Consider the following 24077-nt stretch of genomic DNA (forward strand, 5'->3'; position numbering starts at 1 on the left):
GTGAATCCGGTTGTTGTGCTCACGTGCCGAGCACCGGGCGGGCGGGGCCGCCCTCGGCCGTGAGGCGTTCGAATGCCGCACCGATGCGCAGTGCGAGTGACTCGCCCCAGCGGGGAGTCATGACCTGCAGGCCGATCGGCAGTCCGTCCGTCCCGAGCCCGGCCGGCACGGTGAGTGCCGGCATGCCCGTGACGTTCGCCGGCACGGTGAGAGCGTTGAGCGCGGAGAGCACATCGGTCTCCGTGCTGCCGAGCGGTGCCCTCGTCGAGCCGAACCTCGGAGCCGTCATCGCGACGGTCGGCGACACCAGTGCGTCGACCTGCGTGAACAGGCGCTCGAAATCACTGATGACCCTCGCGCGGACGCGGTGCGCGTCCACGTACGTGACGCCGCTGACGAGCAGGCCCTCGCGGATCGCCGCGGCCACGTCCTCCCCAAGAAGCTCCGGGCAGGTCTCGAACCGCTCCCGGTGATAGGACGCCGCTTCCACGCTCGCGATCGCGGTCACCACGTCCGGGGCCGACCAGACGGAAGGGATGGAGACGCCGACGATCGTCGCGCCTGCCGTCTCGAGCGTCCGCAGCGCGCCTTCGAAAGCGGCAGCGACGTCGGGCGCCAGCCGGTCACAGAAATAGTCTTCCGAGACGCCGAGCCGCAGCCCGGCGATGCCGCGACCGAGTTCCGCCAGGTAGTCATCGACGGGAACATCGGCGCTGAACGGGTCGCGTGGGTCGTACCCGGACAGGGCGTTGAGCGCGACAGCGGCATCCTCGACGGTGGACGCCAGCGGCCCGGCGTGATCGAGGGTGTAGCTGCACACGGACACTCCGCGCTTGCTCACCCGGCCGTAGGTCGGTTTGATCCCCACGACTCCGCACAAGGCGGCCGGGATGCGGATCGAGCCGCCGGTGTCGGTGCCGAGCGCGATCCGTACGCCCCCGGCGGCCACAAGGGCGCCGGAGCCACCGCTCGATCCGCCCGGCACGTGCTCCAGGTTCCATGGGTTGCGCGTGGGAGGAGTCGTGACGCCGTACGCATATTCGTGTGTCGTGGTCTTCCCGAGCAGTATCGCCCCGGAATCGACCAGGTGGTGGATCGCGCCGGACGACTCGGGAACCGGGCCTGCCGGAGATGCCAGAGACCCCGAGCGCGTCGGCCGACCCTCGATGTCGTAGAGGTCCTTGGCCATCACCGGCACGCCGCGCAGCGGACCACCGGGGTGTCCGCTCGCGATCTGCTCACGCTGCGCGGCCGCGGCCGCGACCGCGTCGTCCTCGTACAGGTCGACGACCGCCTGGATGGAGCCGTCGACGGCCCTGATGTGGGTGAGGTGGGCGAGCACGACCTCGACCGGGTCGAGGTCGCCGGCCTCCACGGCACGGTGCAGCTCCGCCACGCTGAGCAGGCTGGGGTCGAGAGAGATGCTCACGATGCGACCTCGGTCGCGGCGGTGAAGAACGGACCCTGTGGGCCCGAGCCCTGGGCTGCGGCGCCGAGCCGCGTCGCCATCAGGTCGACTGTCCGGGCGGCGAGATCGGCCGCCGCGCCGCCGACGATGATGTCCGGCACGCCCCGCAGCGTCAGGGCGGCCGTGCCCCACGACGGGCGTGCCCCGGTGTCGGCCGTGGCCCCGGTGTCGGCCGTGGCCGCGGTCATCCGGCCACCGCCTCGGGCTCGAGCACGGCCTCGGGCTCGAGCACGGCCTCGGGCTCGAGCACCGCGTCGACCAGTTTCTTGGTGATCTCGGTCCGAGGATGGTGCAGCAAATCGTCCACTGCGCCGGCCTCGACGAGCTTCCCGTGGTCCAGCACGCCCGCGTTGTCACACATGTGCTCGACGAGCGCGAGGTTGTGCGTGATGAGGAGCATCGTCAGGCCGCGCTCCTGCTGCAGGTCCTTGAGCAGGTTGAGGATCTGGGCCTGCACCGACACGTCGAGGGCGGCCGTCGGTTCGTCGAGCACGATGAACTCGGGAGACGTGATCAGGGCCCGTGCGATGCCGAGGCGCTGGCGCTGGCCCCCGGAGAACTCGTGGATATAGCGGTCGTAGTGTGCAGCATCCAGTCCGACGCGTTCGAGCATCTGGATGACCCGGTCCTCGATCTCATGTCCGGGGCACAGGTCGAACTTCTTCAGGGCGTACCCGACCTGGGCTCCGACCCGGCGCCTCGGGTTGAAGGCGGAGCCGGAATCCTGGAAGACGATCTGCATGTGCTTGCGCAGCGGACGCAGCTGGGCGGCGCCCATGCCGGTGATCTCGTCGTCGCCCAGGTGGATGGTCCCGGACGAGGCGGAGATCAGTCCGAGGACGGCGCGCCCGGTGGTGGTCTTTCCGGAGCCGGACTCGCCGATCAATCCATAGGTCTCGCCCTTGAGGACGTCGAACGAGATCCTGTCGACCGCGGTGAAGTCGACCTTCTTCCCGCCCTCGCCCGTCACGCGATACAGCTTGGTCAGCTCCCGGACCCGCAGGAGCGCGTCGGGGTTGCCTGTGTGCGTCATGGTCGGGTCTCCTTTCAGCCCGCGAATTCGATCAGCCGACGCTCGGAACGGGGCACCGCCCGCGCGTCGTCGCTCAGCGAGAGGCGCGGGACGGCCTTCATCAGGCCTTGGGTGTACGGATGCTGCGGAGCCAGCAAGATGTCCTGGGCAGGTCCGTTCTCCAGGATCTGGCCGCGTCGCATCACCGCCACGTGAGTGCACACGTGTGCGACGACGCCGAAGTCGTGGGTCACGATGAGAATCGATGTCTTGAGCTCGTCGTTGATCGTGAGGAGCAGGTCGAGGATCTGCTTCTGGACGGTGGCGTCCAGCGCCGTCGTGGGCTCATCAGCGAAGAGCAGCTCCGGCTGGCCGGCCAGGGCCATCGCGATGACGACCCGCTGGCGCTGGCCGCCGGACAGCTCGTGCGGGTAGGCCTTCATCCGCCGTTCCGGGTCAGGGAGGGCGACCTTCTCGAGGGCGTCGAGCGCCATCGCCCTCGCGGTCGGCACGTTGACACCGTGCAGGCGGAAGACCTCGATGAGTTGTGCGCCGATCGTGAAGGACGGGTCGAGCGCGCTCAGCGCGTTCTGCGACACCATGCCGATGTGGTTGCCGCGGATCTGCTGCAGTTCGGCTTCGGACTTCAGCAGCAGGTCCTCACCGCGGAACAGGATCTGCCCGCTGGTGACCCGGGCCCGACGCGTCCCGAGGAGACCGAGCACGGTGAGCGAGGTGACGGACTTGCCCGACCCCGACTCGCCGACGAGGCCGAGGATCGATCCGCGCTCGACGGTCAGGTTGACGTTCCTGACCGCGTGGACGATTCCGGTGTCGGTGTGGAAGTCGACGCTGAGGTCCTTGACCTCGAGCAGGGGCTCGTGAGACTGGGGTGTGAACGGCATGTCAGCTCGTCTGCTTCCTGGGGTCGAGGGCGTCACGTACGCCATCGCCGACGAGGTTGAAGGCGAGTGCGACGATGAGGATCATCAGGCCGGGGATCGTGGCGACGTGGAACTTCCCCTCGAGAAGGACGCTTGCTCCGTCGGACGTCATGATTCCCCAGTCCGGTGTGGGCGGGACGACGCCGACCCCGAGGAACGACAGACCGGACGCCACGACGATCATCAGGCCGCACAGCGTCGTGGCGTACACCACGAGTGCCGTGACCACGTTCGGGGCGAGTTCGCGGAAGAGCAACTCGGACGTCGTGGCGCCGTAGGCGCGAGCGGCTTCGATGTACTCCTTCTGTGACTCCTGCACCGCCGCCGTGTAGGCGACGCGGGCCATGTAGGGGATCAGGGTGATCCCGATGGCCAGCATGATGTTGCCCAGCCCGGCACCGAGGACGGCCCCGAGCGCGATGGCAAGGAGCACCAGCGGGAACGCGAACAGGACGTCGAGGACTCGCATCAGGATCTCGCTCCCGACGCCTTTCGCATAGCCGGCCAGTAGTCCGATCATCAGGGCGATCGGGAAGACGACCGCGACCGGCACCACCGCGACGGTCAGCGAAAGGCGTCCCCCGAAGAGGAGCCGGGACAGGATGTCCCGCCCTTGTCCGTCCAGGCCCAGCGGGTGGCCGGGAGTGCCGATCCCCGACAACCGCTGGGTGGAGTCGCCCACCGTCGGGGCGTACGGCGTGAGCAGCGGGGCCGCGATGGCGGCGAGTGCCACGACGATCAGGACGATCGCCGAGATCACCGCCAGGCGGTCCTTCGCGAACGCGCGGAGCCCGAGCTGGAGCCGGGACACCCGGTGCCGGCGGAGCACGACCGGGGTGTCGATGGAGATTTCTGCGGCGGTCATGCGCCCGCCCTCCTTCTCGTACGCGGGTCAAGGAAGGTGACTGCAACGTCGGTCAGCAGGTTGATCAGCACGAAGACCAGGGCGATGAACAGGACTCCGGCCTGCACCACCGGGATGTCGCGCTGGGTGATGGACGTGTAGAGCTGCTGCCCGAGCCCGGGCCAGCCGAACACGACCTCGACGAAGATGACCCCACCGAGCAGGTAGCCGACCTGCAGACCGATCACCGTGGCGATCGGCGGAAGGGCGTTGCGAAGGCCGTGCTTCCACAGCAGCGACCGCTCGGGCAGACCGGATGCGCGCAGCGTCCTGATGTAGTCCTGGGAGAGGACATCCACCATGGCGCTCCGGGACATCCGTGCGATCACGGCGAGCGGCACCAGCGCCGCCGCGATCGCAGGCATCACCAGATGCAGCAACAGGTCGGGCGTGCCGCCGGGAAAGCGGCTGTTGTACATCCCGGAGGTCGGGAACCAGTCGAGCGTGACCCCGAAGACACCGATGAGGACGAGTCCGAACCAGTAGACCGGGACGCTGGCGCCGGCCAGCGAGATGAACATCGCCACCCGGTCGAAGATGCTGTGCTGATATCGGGCGGCGATGATCCCGAGCGGGACCCCGACCACGATGCACAGCACCAGCGCAGCGACGCTGAGGATGATCGTGTTCCCGAACCTGGGGACGATCACCTCCGACACGTCCTTGTTCACCGTCAGCGAGCGGCCGAGATCGCCGTGCAGCAGATTGACGATGTACTGGACGAACTGAACGGGCAGAGGCCTGTCGAGGCCGAGCTGGCGGCGGACCTCGATGACCGCCTCTTTCGTCGCCCCCATCCCGAGGATGGCGCGGGCCGGGTCCCCTGGGACGAGCTGGATCAGGAGGAAGACGACCAGGCTGACGCCGAAGAGCACCAGGAGGGTGGAGAGCAGCCGCTTGCCGATGAACACCATCCGGGTCACCCCTTGTCGATGCTGACGCTCGTGAGGTCGTACCACTCCTCGCTCGGGGACACGAAGCCCTTCACGTACGGAGCGAGGACGTACGGCGCCTTGTCGTTGACGACCGGCGCCAGGGCGTTGTCCGCCACCACGATGTCGTTGGCCTGCTGCCAGAACTTGTCGGCCGTGGCCTCGTCGGTGGCCGTGATCGCCTTGTTCATCGTGTCCATCAGCGGCTGGCTGCAGTAGTGGCCGACATTGGGACCGTTCGGCGCCTGGAGGGTGCATGAGGTGACGATGTAGAGCCAGTACGGCGTGGTCATGCCCCAGGACATCTGCGCCATGCCGGTGCCCTCGGGCGAACCCTGCGCCCACGTCCCGAGATAGGAGATCCACTCCTGGGTCTGTACGTTCACCGTGATGCCGATATCGGCGAGGTTCCGCTGGAGGTACTCGGCCATGTCCTTCGGGATGATCTGGCCGGAGCCGTCGACCGAGGTCGTCAGCGTCGTGGTGAAGCCGTCCTGCAGGCCGACCGAGGCGAGAAGCCTCTTGGCCTCCTCGATGTTGCGGGCGTACGCCGCGGTCCGCTTGGTGTACGCGCTGTTGGCCGGCGCCTGGATGTCGTACGCCGCGTTCGTCGTGTCGCGCAGCAGGTCGTGCGACATGCCTTCGCGGTCGATGGCGAGGTTGATCGCCTTACGGACCTCCGGGATCGAGGTGTACTTGTCCGTCATGTTGAAGCTCAGGTACCAGACGTGGGGCGGTGTGCCCTCGGAGACCTGGAAGCCGGCCTTGGCCAGACCATCGACGGAATCGGGGCTCGGCACCGCGATCATGTCGACGTCGCCGGAACGCAGCGCGGCCACTCGCGCCGAGGCGTCGGGAACCGGGCGGAACACGACACCCTCCAGCTTGGGCTTGGTCCCCCAGTAGTCCTCGTTGCGGTCAAGGACGATGCGCTCGCCCCGTACCCGCTCCACGAACGTGAACGGACCCGTGCCGACCGGGTGATCGGCGATGTCGTTGCCGTACTTCTTCAGTGCGGTCGGACTGATGATCGCCGTCGACCCGTTGCCACCCTGGGCGAGCATCCGGAGGAACGGCGAGAACGGCTGGCTGAGTGACACGACGACGGTCTTGTCATCGGTCGCCTCGACGCCGGTGACGTACTGCCAGATGAAGCTGGTCTGACCCGCGGCCTTGGCGTTGTACTCCGGGGAGTCCTTCTTCCACATGCGGTCGATGTTGTAGACCACCGCGGCGGCGTCGAGCGGCGTGCCGTCCTGGAACTTCACGCCCTGACGGATGTGGAACGTGTAGGTCTTGCCGTCCTCGGAGATGTCCCAGGACTCGGCGAGGGCCGGCTTCAGGGCAGGTACGGCGGCCTTGTCGGACGGGGTGGTGAGGTCCTCGGTCACCAGGGGCTCGAAGATCTGGCTGTTGATGCGCCAGGTCACCCAGCCGCCGGCGACCTGTGGGTCGAGGATGTCCGCTTCGGACTCGATCCCGATGACGAGGGTCTGCTGCGCAGCTGCGTTGTTGGAACCGGAGGCTGCGCCGGAGCACCCGCTGAGGGCGAGAGTCGCCGCGAGGGCCACAGCTGCCACGCCGGCCACTCGGCGTGCCAGCGATGTACGTCGGATTCCGCTCATGTGATCTGGGGTCCTTGTCTGCCGGGAGGGTGGTGAACGCACAGCGCTGACCCGACGACTGTCAGGTGACTCGTCGTCGGGTCAGCGCTTTGCGTTGAAAGGACTCTATGTGCGGAGCGGATCTCGGTTGAATACGCTCTTTTACGTAACCGTGCGGGCTTTGTGACTCGGGATCTACAGGGATGTTTCGACCCGGTTTCATCACTCTGGTAATCGTTAAGGACGTGTTTCGGGTGGCTCGGGGTCGGCGTGTGCTGACTAGTCTTTCCGCATGAGGACCGCTGAGTACGTGCAGGCGGCGCTCGCCATCTCCTCCGCTGCGGGCGAAGAGCGTGCTGTGTCGGTTGAGCAGCAGGCCTTCGAGGTGCTGACTGAATTCCGTCGCCTGGTGCCGTGGTCAGGAATCGAGTTCGCACGGTGGGATGCCGCTTGCAGTGTGCACCGGACCCTTGTGCAGGTCGATTACCCGGGTGATGTGCTTGATCACCTCAATGGCCGCATGTTCGTCGATGACATCTGCTGGCCGGAACTCCATCGCGACCGTCGCACGTTGTCCTGGAAGGATATGACTTTCGACCCGGGTATCTCGGAATTCTATTCGAACGTCCTGGTCCCCAACGGTCTTGTCGAGGGGATGTACACGCCGTTGATGTCGTCCGACGGTCAGTACCGTGGGATGCTCACGCTCAACACCGACTCGTGGACGTTCCCCACTCCTGAGGCCAAAGCGGTCACCGACCAGCTCGTGCCGGTGCTGACCCGCCTCGTCGGGCGTTTGGCAGGCCCCGACGCAGGGCAGGCGCAGCGTACGAGTGATCAGATCGCGGTCGTCGACGCGTCGTTGTCGTTCAGCTCCGAGCTGAGCTCGGGTGTTGACGTCCCCGAGCATGTTCAGCTGGCGGTCGGCAAGGTCCTGATGTCCGGTGAGCGCCTCGCCCGGTTCCTGGTGTGGCCGGAGAGCGAGCCGCAACCCACCCACGTCTCGCTTTCGCTGGGATCTGCCGACGGTGACAGCATGTTGGTCGTCTGGCAGGAGGTGGCGCCGCCGCACGCACTGACACGCCGGCAGCTGGACGTCGTCGCCGCGGTCGCGGACGGTCTTTCGAACCAGGAGATCGCGCGCAGACTCCAGGTCAGTCCACGCACGGTGACCACCCACGTCGAACATATCCTCGTGCGTCTGGGGCTGTCCGGACGCTCGGCCGTCGTACGGATGGCGCTCGCCCAAGGGCTGTATCTGGTGGACGTGGCGGACAGCTGAGGCTGCCGCGCCGTCGGGCGCAGCGGTGAGGCCCTGCCGGTCCCCCTCAGGCCGTCGCCAGGGCGAGGCCGACCAGCGCCACGCTGAACATCGCCTCGGCCAAGCCGAGCTGTCGGGGAGTGAAGGCCGGCCCGCTGGGGCGCATCGGCCCGATCAGCGGCAGCGCGAGGGAGCGTACGGTCGTCAGGCCGAAGAAGACGGCCCACCACGGTGCGGCGTGGGCGAGCAGGGTGGCCAGGACCGCCACCGCCGTCGCGGCGACGTGCCAGCCGACCGAGAGGGCGAGGAAACCGGCGTTGCCGCGCTCGCGGATCATCGACTTCACGAAGAACACGGTGCCGCCGAAATAGCCCAGGCAGATCAGCGCCAGCCCCACCGCCCGGCCGACCGTCGGGGTGCCCCAGCCGTCGACCACCTCCAGCGGGGAGGCGAACCGGGCGACGAGCACCACCAGGCTCGCCGCGGCCACGGTCAGCAGCCCGCCGATCAGCGCGCGCTCACGGCGGCGGGCCGCGAGCAGCAGGGCGACGGCCAGGACGGGGACGAAGGGCACCGCCCAGCCGATCAGCGCCGGACCGGCCGACCACCAGGTCGCCACCCCGAGGACGGCGGCCGCTGCGGCGTACGTCACCGTCGGGCGCAGGTAGCGGTGCTGGCGGCGCGACTTCAGCCACAGGGAAGTGGCGTGGAAGGCGAAGTAGCCGACCACCCAGAACAGTCCCAAGAGCAGGGCGTACGCGGCGCCCTCACCGTCCCGGAACCGCTGCCAGGTGCCCAGGGACCACGGGATGACGACCATCGCCCAGGCGCCGTGTTGGTTGGGCACCCAGCCGCCCGTGCGGTGGCGACGGGTGCGGGTCGAGGGTGCGGTGCTCACCGGATCATTAAACCTGATCGTGCCGGAGGAAACGTTGTGGATCGTTCTCCCGAGGCGCCGAGCGGTCGATCCGCGCTGTCCGGATCGACGTTCCCGCGGGAACGTCGAGGCCTTCTCACGGCGTCGTCTCACCGTGCCGCGCGGATGCTCCGGGTGACCAGGTAGCTGCGGTCGCGCGTGATGATCTCGGTGGGGCCGACATCGCGGCGCAGGGCCGGCAGGTAGGGCAGGTGGGCGTTGTAGACGCACCACAGCTCACCGCCGGGGCGCAGCGCGCGGGCAGCGGTGCGGATCATCCGGAACGCCGGGCTGGAGTCCTTCGCCGTGCCGACGTGGAAGGGCGGATTGCACACCACCAGGTCGAGGTCGGCCGCCGGCCAGTCGGTGAGGGCGTCGGCGCGGCGTACGTCGATCGTCAGGCCGTTCGCGGCGGCGGTGGCCGCGGTGGCGGCGACGGCTGCCCGGGAGGTGTCGACGCCGGTGACATGCCAGCCGTTGCGGGCCAACACCGCGGCCAGGATGCCCGACCCGCAGCCCAGATCCACCGCCCGGTCGGCGCCGTCGCGGGGACACAGCGACGCGATCCGGTCCAGCAGCAGCCGGGTGCCGAGGTCGAGCCGGTTGCCGGCGAAGGTGGCGCCGTACGCCACGACGGTGAGGTCCGCCCCGTGGGGCGCTGTCGCGTTCGGTGCTGTTCCGGTGGGTGCTGTTCCGTTCGGCGCCGGCCTGTTCGGTTCTGCTGCGCCCACCTCCGACGCGGGCAGCACCGCGGTCCGGGGCCAGCTCGGCGCGGCGCCGGTCGCCCGTGCCGCCGGCAGTGGGGACGCGGCGTGCAGCACCCGGCACTTGCGCACCCCCAGGCTCGCCCGCACCTCGGCGAAGTGACCGGCGAGCACCTCGTTCATGCCACGGGTCATGTGCTTCACCCGGGCACCGGCGACCAGCCGGACCTCCGGGTGGCAGTGCGCGGCGACCGCCTCGGCGAGCTCGTCCAGGGCGTTCAGATTGGCGGGCAGCCGCAGCAGCACGAGGCGTACGTCGCCCAGTCGCAGATCGTCCCAGGACTCGACGACGCCGCCGGGGATCGCCTCGCCCAGGGGCTCCTCGTCGGCCAGCAGATCGGCGCGGTGCAGCACCGTACGACCCTGACGGGCGAGCTCGGCGGCGAGGGCCGGCGCGTCGAGGACGAGCACCGGGGCCCGCCCGGAGCCGACGGCGGCGACGGCGACGGCGGCGGGGACGGCGGAGCCGGCCTCGACGGTGGCCGCCTCGGCCAGGATCAGGTCGTCGACGGCATCCAGGGTGAGCACGGTCGCCAGCCTATCGGGCCGCCGCCGAGCAGCCTGTTCCTCAACTGGTATCCACCTGCAGACCACTGAAGGGGGAGCGCTAGGGTTCTGACCGTGGCGGGCGAAGTCCTCGAGGTCCATGTCATTGCCGACTCCACAGGGGAGACGGCGGCTCGCCTTGCCCGCGCGGCCCAGGCGCAGTTCCCGTCCCGCCGTTTCCGGATCATCCGCCACCCGCGGATCACCTCCGTCGAGAGCGTCGTCGCGGTGGTGGAGAGCCTCAAGGCGCCGACCACGGACAAGATCGTCATCTCCACCCTGGTCAACCCCGACCTGCGTGAACTGGTCGGCCGGGCCTGCCGCAGCCTGGGCATCAGCCACTCCGATCTGCTCGGCCCGACCCTTGCCGCGATCGAGGAGATCACCGGCACCGAGGCCGATCTGGTGCCGATGCGGCCGGTCGGCGTCGAGGCGGACTATTTCACCCGCATCTCGGCGATGCAGTACGTCATCCAGCAGGACGACGGCCAGCATCTCGAAGGGCTCGGCCAGGCCGACATCATCCTGCTCGGCGCCTCGCGCAGCGGCAAGACGCCACTGTCGATGTACCTGGGCTACCTCGGCTACCGCACCGCCAACATCCCGCTCGTGCTCGGCATCGAGCCGCCCGCCCAGCTCGCCCTGGTGGACCGCTGGCGACTGGTCGGCCTGACGATGGACCCCGAACGGCTGGTCGAGATCCGGCGCGAGCGGATCGGCCGGCTCGGGCTGGGCACCGGCCTGCGGTCCCGCAAGGACGGATACGCCGACCTCGTCCGGGTGTACGACGAGGTCGACCAGATCGTCGCGATGGAACGCCGACTCGGCGCCGTGGTGGTCAACACCACTTCGGTGGCCCTGGAGGAGAGCGCCGCCAAGATCATCGAGATCGTCGAGCAGCGCGCCCGCCAGGCCGGCGGCCACCTGCGGGAGATCGCCGGAGAGCCGCGGGCCACTCCGCGGTCCGCGGTGTCGGTCGTCCGGGGAGCCCCGGGCGCCGCTGCTCCGGACACCCCTCCGGTGCCGCCCGGCGCCCTCCTACCGCCCCGCAAGGGGCATGGTCCGGCACTCGCCTAGAGTGCCGATCACCGGCTGACCACCGAGTTGAACGTCGCCGGACATCGAGGTCCGACACGAACGAGGAGAAGTTGATGACTGAACAGGCCCCCCACAGCCACTACATCTACGATCTCGCCGAGGGCAACGCTGAGATGAAGCCCCTCCTCGGCGGCAAGGGCGCCGGTGTGGCCGAGATGCACCGGATCGGTGTCCCGGTCCCTGATGCGTTCACCGTCACCACCACCGCGTGCGTGGAGACCATGAGGACCGGCGTGTGGCCGGCCACCCTGTGGACCGAGATCGAGGACGCCATGCACCGCCTCGAGGCACGTACCGGGCGCACCCTCGGTGGTGCGGAGAAGCCGCTGCTGGTCTCCGTACGCTCCGGCGCCGTGCAGTCGATGCCCGGCATGATGGACACCATCCTCAACCTCGGCATCAACGACACCTCGGTCGAGGCGCTCGGCGCCGAGGCCGGCAACGCCCGGTTCGCCTGGGACTCCTACCGTCGCTTCATCCAGATGTACGGCGAGGTCGTGGAGGGCATCGCCCCGCACATCTACGAGGACGCCCTGACCGCGATGAAGCAGGCCAAGGGGGCGGCCAGCGACACCGACCTGACCACCGAGGACCTGCGGGAGCTGGTCGCCGAGTTCAAGGAGCTGTCCGCGCAGGCGCTGGGCGGCGCCTGGTCGACCGATCCGATGGAGCAGCTGCGCCGCGCGGTCGACGCCGTCTTCAAGTCCTGGAACAACCCGCGCGCCGAGGTCTACCGCCGGGCCAACAACATCTCCGCCGAGCTGGGCACCGCGGTCAATGTGATGCAGATGGTGTTCGGCAACATGGGTGACACCTCGGCCACCGGCGTGTGCTTCACCCGCAACCCCTCCACCGGCGCGAAGGAGCTCTACGGCGAGTTCCTCACCAACGCGCAGGGCGAGGACGTCGTCGCCGGCATCCGTACGCCACGGCCGCTGGAGGAGATGGAGCAGGTGCTCCCCGACGCCTACCGCCAGCTGATCGACACCATGGACCGGATGGAGAAGCACTACCGGGACATGCAGGACATGGAGTTCACCGTCCAGGACGAGAAGCTCTACATGCTGCAGACCCGCAACGGGAAGCGGACCGCCCGGGCGGCGATCAAGGTCGCCGGCGACCTCGTCGACGAGGGCATCATCGACAAGCAGGAGGCGGTCCGCCGGATCGACCCGGGCCAGCTCGACCAGCTGATGCACCCCGGCATCGACCCGGAGGCCAAGCCCGAGCCGGTCACCGTCGGCCTGAACGCCTCCCCGGGGGCCGCGGTCGGCGCGGTCGTCTTCGACGCCGACACCGCCGAGGAGCGCGGCAAGGCCGGCGAGGACGTCGTGCTGGTCCGGTGGGAGACCACCCCGGACGACATCCACGGCGTGATCCAGGCCCAAGGCGTGCTGACCTCGCACGGCGGCATGACCTCGCACGCGGCCGTCGTCGCGCGCGGCATGGGCCGACCGTGTGTCGCCGGTGCCCACGAGCTGTCGATCGACGCGGCCAACAAGGTCTTCATGATCAACGGCCGGACCTGGCACGAGGGTGACGTCATCTCCATCGACGGGTCGACCGGCGAGGTGTTCGACGGTGCGGTGAAGCTGATCCCGCCGTCGATGAGCGACGACTTCGAGCGGATCATCGGTTGGGCCGACGAGGTGCGGTCGCTGACCGTACGGGCCAACGCCGACAACGGCCCGGACGCCGCGAAGGCCCGCGAGTTCGGTGCCCAGGGCATCGGCTTGTGCCGGACCGAGCACATGTTCATGGACGAGGTGCGGCTGCCCGCCGTGCAGCGGATGATCCTCGCCGACAACGAGGCCGACCGGGCCGCGGCGCTGACCGAGATCCTGCCGCTGCAGCAGTCCGACTTCGAGGCGATCTTCGAGGCGATGAGCGGTCTGCCGGTCAACATCCGGCTGCTCGACCCGCCGCTGCACGAGTTCCTGCCCGGCCTGGTCGAGCAGAACCTCAAGGTCCAGGAGATGAAGCTCACCGGTGCCGCCACCGAGGACCTGCTCCGCGAGGAGGCGCTGCTGGCCCGGGTGAAGAAGCTGTCCGAGGCCAACCCGATGCTCGGCACCCGTGGCTGCCGCCTGTCGCTGCTCTACCCGGAGATCCCGGACATGCAGACGAAGGCGATCGTACGGGCCGCCATCGCGGTGAAGCAGCGCGGCTTCGAGCCGATCATGGAGATCATGGTGCCGCTGGTCGCCTACCCGGAGGAGCTGAAGCGGCTGCGGGAGATCATCGTCCGGGTCGCCGACGAGGAGATCGCCGCTGCCGGTGTGCCGCTGGAGTACACGGTCGGCACGATGATCGAGCTGCCGCGGGCTGCCCTGGTCGCCGACCAGATCGCCGACTACGCCGACTACTTCAGCTTCGGCACCAACGACCTGACCCAGACCGGCATCGGCCTGTCGCGTGACGACGCCGAGGGATCCTTCCTCAACGCCTACATCGACAACGACATCATCCCGGCCAACCCGTTCGCCCAGATCGACCGCGACGGTGTCGGCGAGCTGGTCCGGATCGGCGTCGAGAAGGGCCGCGCCAAGAAGGCCGGTCTGAAGACCGGTGTCTGCGGCGAGCACGGTGGCGACCCCCAGTCGATCGAACTGTTCAACGAGATCGGGATGAACTACGTGTCCTGCTCCCCGTTCCGGGTGCCGATCGCCCGTCTGGCCGCTGCCCGCGCGGCGCTGGGGCAGCGCGCCTGAGGGCAGCCGCCCGAGGCGTGTCGTAGGCCCAGTCGTCGGGCTTGTCGACGTGGCTTGTCGACGTGGCTTGTCGTCGGCCGCACCGGCCGGGAAACTGGCACGGGCGGCGCCATGCTGTTGGCGTGGTTGGCGTGGTTGGCGTGGGCAGACGACGGTGGTGTTCCAGAAAACTTCTATAGGCCTGCCCTATGGAAATTTCTTCGGAACCGCCCGCCGCCAGCCGCCCGCCGCCCGCCGCCAGCGGCCGCTCGGGCCTTTCGTGCGAGGGGCGACAGGGGCGACCTTTCGGCGTCACGGCGCGGTCATCGGGCGGTCGGAGGGCTGTCTTCACTAGGATCACTGGAGTGGAGACCCTGAGTTACGCCGCCCGCACCGACAAGGGGCCGGTGCGCCCGGAGAACCAGGACGCCGTCCTGGCGGAGCCGCCGGTGTTCCTCGTCGCCGACGGGATCGGCGGCCAGGCGGGCGGCGGACTCGCCAGCCGGGCCATCGTCGAGGAGTTCCAGACGCTGGCCGGTCGCGAGCTCGATGTCGAGACCGTGTCGGCCGCCGTACGCGCCGCCCACCAGCGGGTGCTCGCACTGCACGCCGAGATGCCGGGGGCGGGCAGCACGCTGTGCGCGGTCGTCGCCGTACATGTCGACGGCGAGGATCGGTGGATGGTGCTCAACGTCGGCGACTCCCGCTGCTACCTGGTGCACGACGACGTCCACGAGGACGGGACGCGGCGGATGGTGAGCCAGGTGACGGTCGATCACTCGCTGGTGCAGGAGCTGATCGATGCCGGCGTCCTCGACCCGGCCGACGCCGAGGGGATGCCACTGCGCAACGTCATCACCCGGGCGATGGGTTCGGAGCAGGAGTCGGAGGCGGACGTACGGTGGCTGCCGGTGGTGCCCGGACAGCGGCTGATGCTCTGCACCGACGGACTCGTGAACGCCGTCCCGATGACCGAGATCGAGGGCGTGCTGATCGGCCGGACCGAGACCGAACCGGCCTGTCAGACTCTGCTTGATCTGGCGTTGGGTTACGGTGCACGTGACAATGTGTCGGTAGTTGTTGTCGATGTACAGGATGGGCGTTGATGGTTCAGGACCCGCGGCAGGCCGGTGCCCCCGAGGGCGCCGAGACGATCGGCACCTGGCGCGTGACGTACGCGCCGGGGGAGTGGGTGGTGCTCGCCGGCCCCGATGCGCTGGTCGTGATGCCCCCGGCACCCGCGCGGGTGGAGGAGTTCGTCACCTCGGTCTGGGAGAGCATCGTCCCGGCCGCGTCGATCGACGACCTGGTGGCGCAGCTGGGTCGCGCCGGGGTCACCGACATGCCCGACATGGCCGCGTTGTTCTGGGATGCCGGGTCGATGCACAGCCTGATCCGCGGCCGGCTGCGGGTCGTCGACACCGCCTCGGGTGAGGTCATCGCCAGCGGGGAGGGCGTACGGACCTGGAGCGAGAGCGGGCTCGGCGGCGTGGGCTCCGTCCGTATCGAGGCCGTCGACGGGGGCCCGGCGCCCGACGCGCTCCGCCTGCCGCTGGTCGTCGGTGCGGTGCGCGCCCACTCGCTGCTGGTCGAGACCAGCCCCGACCGTCTCGTCGCCGCGCCCGTCGCGGCGCCCCATGTCGCCGGCGCCCGGCCGCCCGCCGACCGTCCGCCGGTGGCTGAGCCGGTCCACGGGCAGGTCTACGACCCGATGCATCCCGAGCACGACGAGGCCGCCCATCTCGTCGCTGCTCCGGTCCCGGCGCCTCCCGTCTCCGCCCCTCCGGCCGCTGTCCCGCCGGTCTCGGCAGCCCCGCCGGTCGTCGGCCCGGACGCCGCGACCCAGGTGATCGGCGCTGCCGCCGCGGAGACCACCCAGCTGATCGGCACGCCGGCCCCCGCACCTGCCATGCCGGTGCCCCCTGCCGCGCCGTCGTCCGCGGGCGCGCAGGACCATGCGATGCAGGGTGCCGGCGGCCCGTCGCCGGTGATGGCCCTGCTGCGCCCGATCACCGGTGCACCGGTCGCCGTCGACCGGATGGTGTTGATCGGCCGGGCGCCGAGCCCGGATCGCGCCGGCGCCGGCGTCGTGCCGAAGCTGATGACCGTCCCCAGCCCGTCGCACGACATCAGCCGTACGCACGTGAAGGTCGAGCCGGTGGGGCGTACGGTGCAGGTCACCGACCTGCACTCCACCAACGGCACCGTGCTGATCACCGGCCCGATCGGCGGGGACCCGTCGCTGGCCGGCCAGCGGCACCAGCTGGTCCCCGGTGAGCCGGTGGCGGTGCAGCCCGGATGGATCCTGGATCTCGGCGACGGTGTGACGATCCTGATCGACCGCGCCTGACGTGACCGGTGAACGCCACCGCGTGGACCGGGGGGTGCGGCAGGGGTCCTTGCGGGAGGCCAATCTCGAGCTGATCACCCGGCACGTCTTCGCGCACAGTGACGACGCCGTGCCGATCTCGCGGGCCCGGCTGGCCGAGGAGGCACGGCTGACCCGATCGACCTCCTCGCGGCTGGTCGACGCGCTGATCGAGGGGCGGATCCTCGAGGCGCTGCCGCCGATCAACAGTGCCGGGCGGGGCCGCCCGGCCGTGCCGCTGATCCCGGCCCGCAACTCGTACGTCGGGCTCGGTCTGGAGATCGGCGTGGGCCTGCTCGCAGCGCGGTTGGTCGACCTGTCCGGCCGCGTCCTGGCCGAGAGCCTCGACGAGACGGCCGTGGCCGGCGCGGAGCCGGGCAAGTTGTTGCGTCACCTCGGCGTGATGGTCCGCGAGATCCTCGACGATCTGGCCCCCGGGTTGCTGCTGGCCGGGGCGACCCTGTCGGTGCCTGGGCTGGTGGATCGCGACGGTCGACGGCTGCTGGTGGCGCCGAACCTCGGCTGGACCGATGTCGACCCCTACCCAGTGCTGTCCGCGGTGATCGGCCCGCAGGTCGGCTTCCGCGTCGGCAACTCGGCGAACCTGGCGGCCCGTGCGGTCGCCCAGACCCGGCCGGGGCGCCCCGGGCCGTGGCCCAGCTTCGTCTACCTGCACGGCGATATCGGCGTCGGCGCGGCGATCCGGCTGGACGGGCGGGAGTTCCTCGGGGCCCACGGCTGGGCCGGGGAGATCGGCCACATGACGGTTGATCCGGCCGGTCCCGAGTGCCGCTGCGGTTCGCACGGGTGCCTCGAGCAGTATGTCGGCCGGCTCAGCCTGCTGCAGGCCGCGGGTCTGCCGCCGCGCGCCTCGATCCACACCTTGCTCACCAGGCTGGAGAGCGGGGAGCCGGCCGCGGCGCGGGCGGTGAACGCCGCCGGGCACGCGCTCGGGTCGGTCCTCTCCAGCGTTGTCAACCTGCTGGACCTGCCGACTCTGGTGCTCGGCGGTGACCTGGCCGTGATCGGTGGACATCTGCGTGGCCCGATCGCCGAGGAGATGCGGCACCGGCTGTTGTCCGACGCGTTGGCGGCTCCCGAAGTGGTGCTCGCTCCGGTGGGGACGGCGCCGGCGGCGACCGGTGCGGCGTACGAGGCCTTGGACCGGGTGATCCTCGACCCGGCGCGGTGGCTGCGCGGCGAGGGCCGGGAGGACGATCGGCCGGCCGGCGGCTCGGGTACGGTCACCGGTGGACGCGGGAACGACGTGACGGCGCCCACGATGGGGGGCGCGGACTCCGGCGCGTCGGTGTGGCGCTAGGCTCGGGCCATGCTGCTGTCGGACGGAGATATCGCCGCGGAGATCGCATCGGGCCAGATCCGTCTGGATCCCTATGATCCCGCGATGATCCAGCCGGCGAGCGTCGACGTACGCCTGGACAAGTTCTTCCGGATCTTCCAGAACCACCGCTATCCGAACATCGACCCCGCCGTCGAACAGGCCGAGCTGACCCGGCTGGTGGAGCCTGAGGGGCCCGACGAGCCGTTCATCCTGCATCCGGGTGAGTTCGTCCTCGCCTCGACGTACGAGGTGGTCACCCTCGGTACCACCCTCGCTGCCCGGTTGGAGGGCAAGTCGTCACTGGGGCGTCTCGGCCTGCTCACCCACTCCACGGCGGGCTTCGTCGATCCGGGGTTCAGTGGACACGTGACCCTCGAGCTGTCGAACGTCGCGACCCTGCCGATCAAGCTGTGGCCGGGCATGAAGATCGGACAGCTGTGCTTCTTCCGGCTGTCGTCGCCGGCGGTGGAGCCGTACGGCTCGAAGAAGTACGGATCGCGCTACCAGGGCCAGCGGGGGCCGACCCCGAGCCGCTCCTTCGTCAACTTCCACCGGACGCCGATCAGCTGATCGGCGTCACCGGGGCCCATTCCTTCGCCCGGCCGGTTCATTGACGGTGGCGGTTCATTGACGGTGGCGGTTCATTCGCGGTGGCGGATGGTGCCGTGGTTGATCAGGGGGTCAGCCGGAACCGGCAGTGGTGAGAAGTCCGACCCGAGTTGCGCCACTTTAGTGACCACCCTGGAGAGTATCGAGGATTTCTTGGGCATCGGGTGGGATGGCGGGCGGGATGGTGATGGTTTGGGTGCCGGTGTTGATGACCGCTGAGTGCAGGGGCCGCAGGATCTGCAGGAACTTCTTGACCGAGACACCGGTCCGGGCCTGGATCGTGCGGGCGATGGCGAGGGCGGCGAACACGACGGTGAGGTGGGCCTCGATCGAGTCGCGGGTGTGGTGGAAGATCGGGCGGGCGGCCAGGTCGGATTTGGCCATCCTGAACGACGCCTCGACGTGCCACAGGTCCCGATAGGCCGCGACGACCGCCGGCCCGTCCAGCGTCACGGCAGGGATGTTTGAGACGTACCCTTTGAAACCCGCGGCTGCGCGGGCGCGCTCGACCAGGGGCCAGTCCACGCCCTTGGTGGCGCCCTCGAGCTTGATGAAGCGGTGTTTTCCGATGGGTGCTTTGCCGGTGGCGATCTTCTCGGCGCGTTCGATCTGCTTATTCAGCGTTTGCTGGTCGCGCCGGGCCCTGGCGGCGAGGTAGTGCCAGACGACCCGGCGGTCGCGCCGGTCCTTCCCGACACCCATCGGGCGGGTGACCTCGAACGTCGCACCGTCGGCCAGGTAGTTGCCGTGGGCCTCGAAATGGTCCTCCAGCTCCGCGGGAGCCTTCGATTGCCGGGCGGCGACGATGAAGGAGAAGCCGGCGTCCTCCAGCGCGTTCAGGTTCGCCGCCGACAGCATGCCGGCGTCGGCGACCACGACCAGATCACTGACCTGGTGGCGGGCCTGGAACGCTTCGATGACGGGCAGGAGGGTGGTCGTCTCTGCTTTGTTGCCCTCGAAGACGTGCAGGTCGAGGGGAAAGCCGGAGGGGTCGACCAGTAGTCCGACGGTGATCTGCGGGTCGACGCGGCGTTCCTTGGACATGCCGACCTTGCGCAGCGAGTCCTCGTTCTCGGCCTCGAAGTACAGCGTGGTCACGTCATACATGACCAAGGCCACAGCACCATGGGCGCTGACGTGGCTCCAGCAGGCCGTCGCAAGCTGGTCGCGGTAGTCGCCCTTGTTGATCCGCGGCAGAGCCCGGGTGATCGTGCGCAGCGAGGCCGGCGTGATGCCCAGCCCCTCCAGGACCCGGATCGAATCGGCCTTGCTGGTCGGTTCCACGACCCTCGCCAGGACCAGCTGGCGGAAACACTCATCGGCCAGGACGTCGAACCCGAGGTGGTCGTAGACCCCGACGAGCGCTTCCCACAACACCGTGGAAGCGGTCGACTCGACCACTGCTTGGCCGGGCGGGCGACCCGCAGGCTCCCAGCCTAGATCGAGCTGGTCCTGGCCCAGCGCCAATCGTTCGCGGGCGACCTGCAACAGCAACTCGAGTTCGGCCTGGTCATGGGCCGAGCCGATGTGGTCGATACCGAGGCGCTGCTTACCGCGCTTGTGCACGATCTGGACCGCGGTCGCTCCGGACGCGGTCTTCACCTTCCGCACGAACGACCCCACCCCGACAGGCTACCGGGGCGACTTCTTAGTGCACACTTCCCGAGACGTAAGCCCTAGTCACCAGCACATCGGTCCTCAAAAACAGGCAGGGTGGCGCAAGTCGGGTCCGACGAAGGTGGTGCGGCCGAGTGGCCTGTGCCCCTCCACCTGGGCCAGGGCGTTCCGGGTGGAGGGGACATACGGATGGACCACCGGGGCTTGGTCAAGGTCCGCGATCGGTCCCGTCGCGCGGATCTCCCCGAAACGGTCACGATGGCGCCGGTGAACCTGTCAGGCTGGGTCTGCGTGCGTCGACAGGTAGACCAGGGTGATGGCGCCGCAGGCGGGCACGGTCAGCTGTTCTTCTGCTTGGGTGCCGACCTCCTCGTCGAGCCTGCTCATGTGTGCGATGTGGCCCTGGATTGTTGGTGTTTCCACCGTCACCGCGCTCCAGGTGGGGTTGAAGAAGCGCACGGCGTAGCCGCACCCCGACTCAGTCATCTTGACGGTGCTGAGCACGACGGAGGAGTCGAGCGTGAACAGTGAATAGCTGGGTGGGATCCGCTTACCGGTGGGGTTGAGCCGGAAGTCGTTGTACCTCTTGACCTGGAAGGTGCAGTCGTCGGTGTTCAGCAGGTGGGCGGCCTGGCTTGCCTGAAGAATGCCGTCCTCGCCGTCCACGAAACCGACGGCGAGATCGAATTCCACGTGCTGTTTGAGTTGTCCGTCGGGCGATGGCACCTTGATGCCGGAGGCGCGGCCCGGTCGACGCGTCAGGTCATCCTTGCCGATCTCGCCGTAGGACCGGTAGAGGGTGACGTTGAGCTCGTTGTGGGCGTCGCCGGACGCTTCGTACTCGCGCAACCCCTTGGTGGCGACGAAGGTGCCCATGGTGTCCTGCGTCAGCGCGCAGAAGCTGAGCATCGGGTAGATGGGGTCCGGTCGTTCGTGCCAGCCCAGTTCCTCGAAGCAGGAGGCCTCGGGGTGTTCCAGCTCGCGCCTGATGATGCCGAACTGGTTGTCGGCGATGGAATACTCAGGCTCCAGATCGGTGATGACCTTGAGACGGACCCGATGGTTCTCGGCATTGTTGTCGTGGCTGAGATGAAGGCGGGCGAAGCTTTCGGCATCCCGCAGCTCCACGGTTCCGGTGAAGACCGCTGCCACACTGAGGGCGCCACTTGCTCGCTCGTCGAGGTCTGCCGGTACCTTCCTTTCGGCACGGAACGCGAGCCGCTGGACCCCTTCGACGGCTGTCACCCCCTGCGGCTGGAAGACGAAGTCCTGCAGTACGAGGTCGTTGGGCGGCGGTGAGTAGTCGTAGCTGTCTCCCTCGTCGCCCGATTCTTCAAGCGTGGCGAGGACTTCAGACCCGTCGCCGCGGGTCAGCCGGATCCCGTCGGCCGTCACGTCGGCAGCCAGCATGTCGTTCCCGATGCGGGCGCCGAGCGGTCTGCGCGTTTCCACCACCGCCGCCGCGCGGCCAGGCACGATGCGATAGGTGGTGTAGCCCAGGCCGTCGAACGTCGCGTTGAAGGAGATCACCACCCGGAACATCGGGATGTGCTGGTTCAGGTGGGCGATCTGCCGGTCGAGCTTCTGGGCGTCGTACGCCTCGACGTCGACCACCGAGTACGGCACCTCGTTGCCGTCGACGTCGAGAAGAGCGAAGTCGCGGGTGCCGACGAACAGTTCCTGCTCCACCAGACGAACCGCGGGTGACGCGACGGCGTTGAAGACCAGGAGCAGGTCCTCATCGTCGCTCTTGTCGATGCTGCTGGCCATCAGGCGCAGGGTCATGTTGGTGTGGGCGTCGATGACCTCGCGGGCCTTGACGAACCGGTGCTTGATATCGGCGTTGACACGGTCGCTGTTGCAGCAGCCCATGCTGTCGTGAGCGTGGCACTGAAGGATAGTCCTCCACGCTTGGGCGACCAGCGATGGCGAGTAGTCGAACCCGAGCAGGCTCGCCACCGACAGCAACGGCTCCAATCTGTTCGTGAGCCCGGCTTCGGCCGCCGCGTTCGCCATCTTGATGTCCATGCGGGTCGAGTAGATCGAGCGATGCACCCGCATGTACTTGCCTTCGATGAACTCTCCCTCGTACACCTCGAGGCCATCGGCATCGGCGAACGTGTCGGCGATGTAGTCCTCGATCGTGCTGATGCGGTAGGAGTCGCCGCAGTTGGCCTTCTCCAGTCCGGCGAGCAGGGTCGGCAGATTCTTCTGGATCGGCATCTGGTCATGGCCGGCAGGCAGAAGGACATTGTCCGATGTCGAGTCGCACCCCAGGTGCGCCAGGATGTTCTGCATCCGTTCCTGAAGTACCTCGGGATCGGACTCGAGGTACTTGGCGACCTGATAGCCCATGGCGATGTTGGTGGCGTTGACCTGGCTGCCATCTGGGCTTCTCCACCGGAAGTTGACGTCCCGGGTGTGGCGTTCGGTCCTTCCACGCCAGAAGACGGCCGACTGGATGCCGAAGCCGTTCAACAGTTGCGGGATGCTCGCGCTCTGTCCGAACGAGTCCGGAATGTAGCCGGTTCTCATCGCCCCGCCGGCGCGTTCGGCGGTCTGCAGCCCATAGGTGAGGTTTCGGACCATCGACTCGGCCGAGACCACCTGGGAGTCGGTCTGCGTGAGCCAGGGCCCGAGCTTGAGCCGTCCCGCCGCGGCCAGCGCCCGGATGCGGTCGTGGTCCTGAGGTCGGGTCTTCAGGTAATCCTCGACCACGATGGCTTGGCCGTCGAGCACGAAGTAGCCGAAGTCCGGGTTGTCTTCCAGGTGGGTGAGGATTTCCTCCAGGTCGTGCATAAGCAGGGAGCGAGATTCTTCAATCGTGAAATACCACTCTCGATCCCAGTGGGTGTGGGGGACCACGTAGACCTTGTTGCCCATGATGTGCTTCTCCCTCAGATGCGTTCGGCGTGGGTCAGGACACTTTCGGGCTCGACCTCCTCGACGGCCCGATCGGGTCCGTGCTTGCGAACCTTCATGCGCTTGGTGACCACGATCCCCACCGTGGTGATAAGCAGACCCGCGACCAGCGCGGCAATCCAGTTGAGTGGGTGCTGGGTGATCGGGATGGTGATGACCGAACCGCCGGTCGACGGCAGTGACGAACCGCCGGTCAAGGAGATTGCAGCCGCGATCCCACCGCCGATCATGGACGGCGCGATGATGCGGATTGGGTCACGCAAGGCGAAGGGGATCGCCCCCTCGGTGATGCCGAACATGCCGAGCAACCAGACGCCCTTGGCGGTGTCGCGTTCGTCGTCGGTGAACCCCTTCGCCGCGAAGATGGAGGACAGCGCCACCGCGATCGGCGGGATGCACTTGGCAGCGGCGAACGCCGCATACGGTGCACCGTTGCCCTCGGCGAGCGCGTAGACAGCGAACAGGTAGCCCGACTTGTTGATCGGGCCGCCCATGTCGGTGCAGGCCACTGCGCCCAGCACGAGGCCGAGCACGATCAGGCTGCCACCCTGGAGGCCCTTGAGGAACGCGGTCAGGGCGGTCGTGACGGCAGCGGCCGGTCCGCCGAGCAGGAACAGCATCAGCGCGCCAATCACGAACGAGCCGATCAACGGGTAGAAGACCAGGGTCACGATGCCGGCGAATGACTGCGGGTAGGGGATCTTCTTCAAGTACTTGATCAGATAGCCGGCGGCCAAGCCGGCGATCACACCCCCGATGAATCCCGAGCCAACCGGATATACGTGGGCGTTCACGGCCGCGACCAGGCCTTCCACCGTGGTGGCCTTGCCTGCCGAGATCGAGGCGGCGATCCCGACCGGCACTCCTTGGGCGGCGATTCCGCCGACCAGGCCCGGAATCAGCGCGGCCTTGTCGGCGATGCCGTACGCGATGTAGGCGGCCAGCATCGGCACGAGCAGGACCATCAAGGATGCCCCCAACAGCCTGATCTGGTCCTGCGGCGTGCCCGCCGTGTTCGCGCCCGCCGGCCCGTAGATCAGTGTGGTGATCGACTGCAGCAGACCGCCTGCGACGACCAAG

At 68.5% G+C, this 24077-nt stretch carries 18 protein-coding genes and 1 pseudogene; 7 read left to right on the plus strand and 12 right to left on the minus strand.

What is annotated here, in order from left to right; all coding sequences use genetic code 11:
* Positions 1-19 precede the first annotated feature (19 nt).
* From R0146_RS06590 to R0146_RS06620, 7 genes are read right to left on the minus strand one after another with little or no spacing between them, the layout of a single operon-like run.
* Positions 20-1429, minus strand: coding sequence for an amidase (locus tag R0146_RS06590; protein WP_317692066.1), 1410 nt, complete (start codon positions 1427-1429; stop codon positions 20-22).
* Positions 1426-1656 (minus strand): hypothetical protein, encoded by a 231-nt coding sequence (locus tag R0146_RS06595; RefSeq protein WP_317692067.1) that lies wholly within the window; start codon positions 1654-1656, stop codon positions 1426-1428. The genes R0146_RS06590 and R0146_RS06595 overlap by 4 nt, the downstream gene beginning before the upstream one ends.
* Positions 1653-2501, minus strand: coding sequence for an ATP-binding cassette domain-containing protein (locus R0146_RS06600; protein ID WP_317692068.1), 849 nt, complete (start codon positions 2499-2501; stop codon positions 1653-1655). The genes R0146_RS06595 and R0146_RS06600 overlap by 4 nt, the downstream gene beginning before the upstream one ends.
* 14 nt (positions 2502-2515) lie before the next feature.
* Positions 2516-3385: an ABC transporter ATP-binding protein gene (locus R0146_RS06605; protein WP_317692069.1), complete on the minus strand. Its 870-nt coding sequence runs from the start codon at positions 3383-3385 to the stop codon at positions 2516-2518.
* A 1-nt stretch (position 3386) separates the two neighbouring features.
* On the minus strand, positions 3387-4289 hold the full coding sequence (locus R0146_RS06610) for an ABC transporter permease (protein WP_317692070.1): 903 nt from the start codon (positions 4287-4289) through the stop codon (positions 3387-3389).
* Positions 4286-5242 carry an ABC transporter permease gene (locus R0146_RS06615; protein ID WP_317692071.1) on the minus strand — a complete coding sequence of 319 codons (957 nt, stop codon included), beginning with the start codon at positions 5240-5242 and terminating at the stop codon, positions 4286-4288. Before R0146_RS06615 ends, R0146_RS06610 begins: the two co-directional genes overlap by 4 nt.
* Positions 5243-5247: 5 nt before the next feature.
* Positions 5248-6840 (minus strand): ABC transporter substrate-binding protein, encoded by a 1593-nt coding sequence (locus R0146_RS06620; protein ID WP_317692072.1) that lies wholly within the window; start codon positions 6838-6840, stop codon positions 5248-5250.
* 316 nt (positions 6841-7156) lie between these two features.
* On the opposite strand from R0146_RS06620, the gene R0146_RS06625 reads away from it, so the two are divergent.
* Positions 7157-8146 (plus strand): helix-turn-helix transcriptional regulator, encoded by a 990-nt coding sequence (locus R0146_RS06625; protein WP_317692073.1) that lies wholly within the window; start codon positions 7157-7159, stop codon positions 8144-8146.
* A gap of 46 nt (positions 8147-8192) precedes the next feature.
* Here R0146_RS06625 and R0146_RS06630 read toward each other — a convergent pair whose 3' ends face one another.
* Positions 8193-9023, minus strand: a complete 831-nt coding sequence (locus tag R0146_RS06630; protein ID WP_317692074.1) for a YwiC-like family protein — start codon at positions 9021-9023, stop codon at positions 8193-8195.
* 128 nt (positions 9024-9151) lie between these two features.
* Positions 9152-10333 (minus strand): class I SAM-dependent methyltransferase, encoded by a 1182-nt coding sequence (locus tag R0146_RS06635; protein WP_317692075.1) that lies wholly within the window; start codon positions 10331-10333, stop codon positions 9152-9154.
* Positions 10334-10426: 93 nt separating this feature from the next.
* Here R0146_RS06635 and R0146_RS06640 point away from each other — a divergent pair.
* From R0146_RS06640 to dcd, 6 genes and pseudogenes are all read left to right on the plus strand, one after another.
* Positions 10427-11311: pseudogene (locus R0146_RS06640) on the plus strand (pyruvate, water dikinase regulatory protein); the annotation flags it as partial.
* Positions 11312-11502: 191 nt separating this feature from the next.
* Positions 11503-14160, plus strand: a complete 2658-nt coding sequence (gene ppdK / locus R0146_RS06645) for a pyruvate, phosphate dikinase (protein WP_317692076.1) — start codon at positions 11503-11505, stop codon at positions 14158-14160.
* 344 nt (positions 14161-14504) lie between these two features.
* On the plus strand, positions 14505-15245 hold the full coding sequence (locus tag R0146_RS06650; RefSeq protein ID WP_317692077.1) for a PP2C family protein-serine/threonine phosphatase: 741 nt from the start codon (positions 14505-14507) through the stop codon (positions 15243-15245).
* Entirely contained in the window at positions 15245-16489 is a 1245-nt protein-coding gene (locus R0146_RS06655; protein WP_317692078.1) for an FHA domain-containing protein, read from the plus strand. Before R0146_RS06650 ends, R0146_RS06655 begins: the two co-directional genes overlap by 1 nt.
* A gap of 34 nt (positions 16490-16523) precedes the next feature.
* A complete protein-coding gene (locus R0146_RS06660) occupies positions 16524-17828 on the plus strand; it encodes an ROK family protein (protein WP_317692079.1) in 1305 nt (434 codons plus the stop codon).
* Positions 17829-17837: 9 nt separating this feature from the next.
* The gene (gene dcd, locus R0146_RS06665) at positions 17838-18419 is read left to right on the plus strand and encodes a dCTP deaminase (protein WP_317692080.1); all 582 of its coding nucleotides are present in this window, start codon (positions 17838-17840) and stop codon (positions 18417-18419) included.
* A 159-nt stretch (positions 18420-18578) separates the two neighbouring features.
* Here dcd and R0146_RS06670 read toward each other — a convergent pair whose 3' ends face one another.
* The 3 genes from R0146_RS06670 to R0146_RS06680 all read right to left on the minus strand — a co-directional run bounded on the left by R0146_RS06670 (position 18579) and on the right by R0146_RS06680 (position 24076).
* A complete protein-coding gene (locus R0146_RS06670) occupies positions 18579-20081 on the minus strand; it encodes an IS1634 family transposase (protein ID WP_317688991.1) in 1503 nt (500 codons plus the stop codon).
* A gap of 270 nt (positions 20082-20351) precedes the next feature.
* Entirely contained in the window at positions 20352-22958 is a 2607-nt protein-coding gene (locus R0146_RS06675; RefSeq protein WP_317692081.1) for a glycoside hydrolase family 38 N-terminal domain-containing protein, read from the minus strand.
* 14 nt (positions 22959-22972) lie between these two features.
* Entirely contained in the window at positions 22973-24076 is a 1104-nt protein-coding gene (locus R0146_RS06680; protein ID WP_317692082.1) for a PTS fructose transporter subunit IIC, read from the minus strand.
* Position 24077: the final 1 nt, after the last annotated feature.

Source organism: Raineyella sp. LH-20, assembly GCF_033110965.1.
Taxonomy (GTDB): Bacteria; Actinomycetota; Actinomycetes; order Propionibacteriales; family Propionibacteriaceae; genus Raineyella.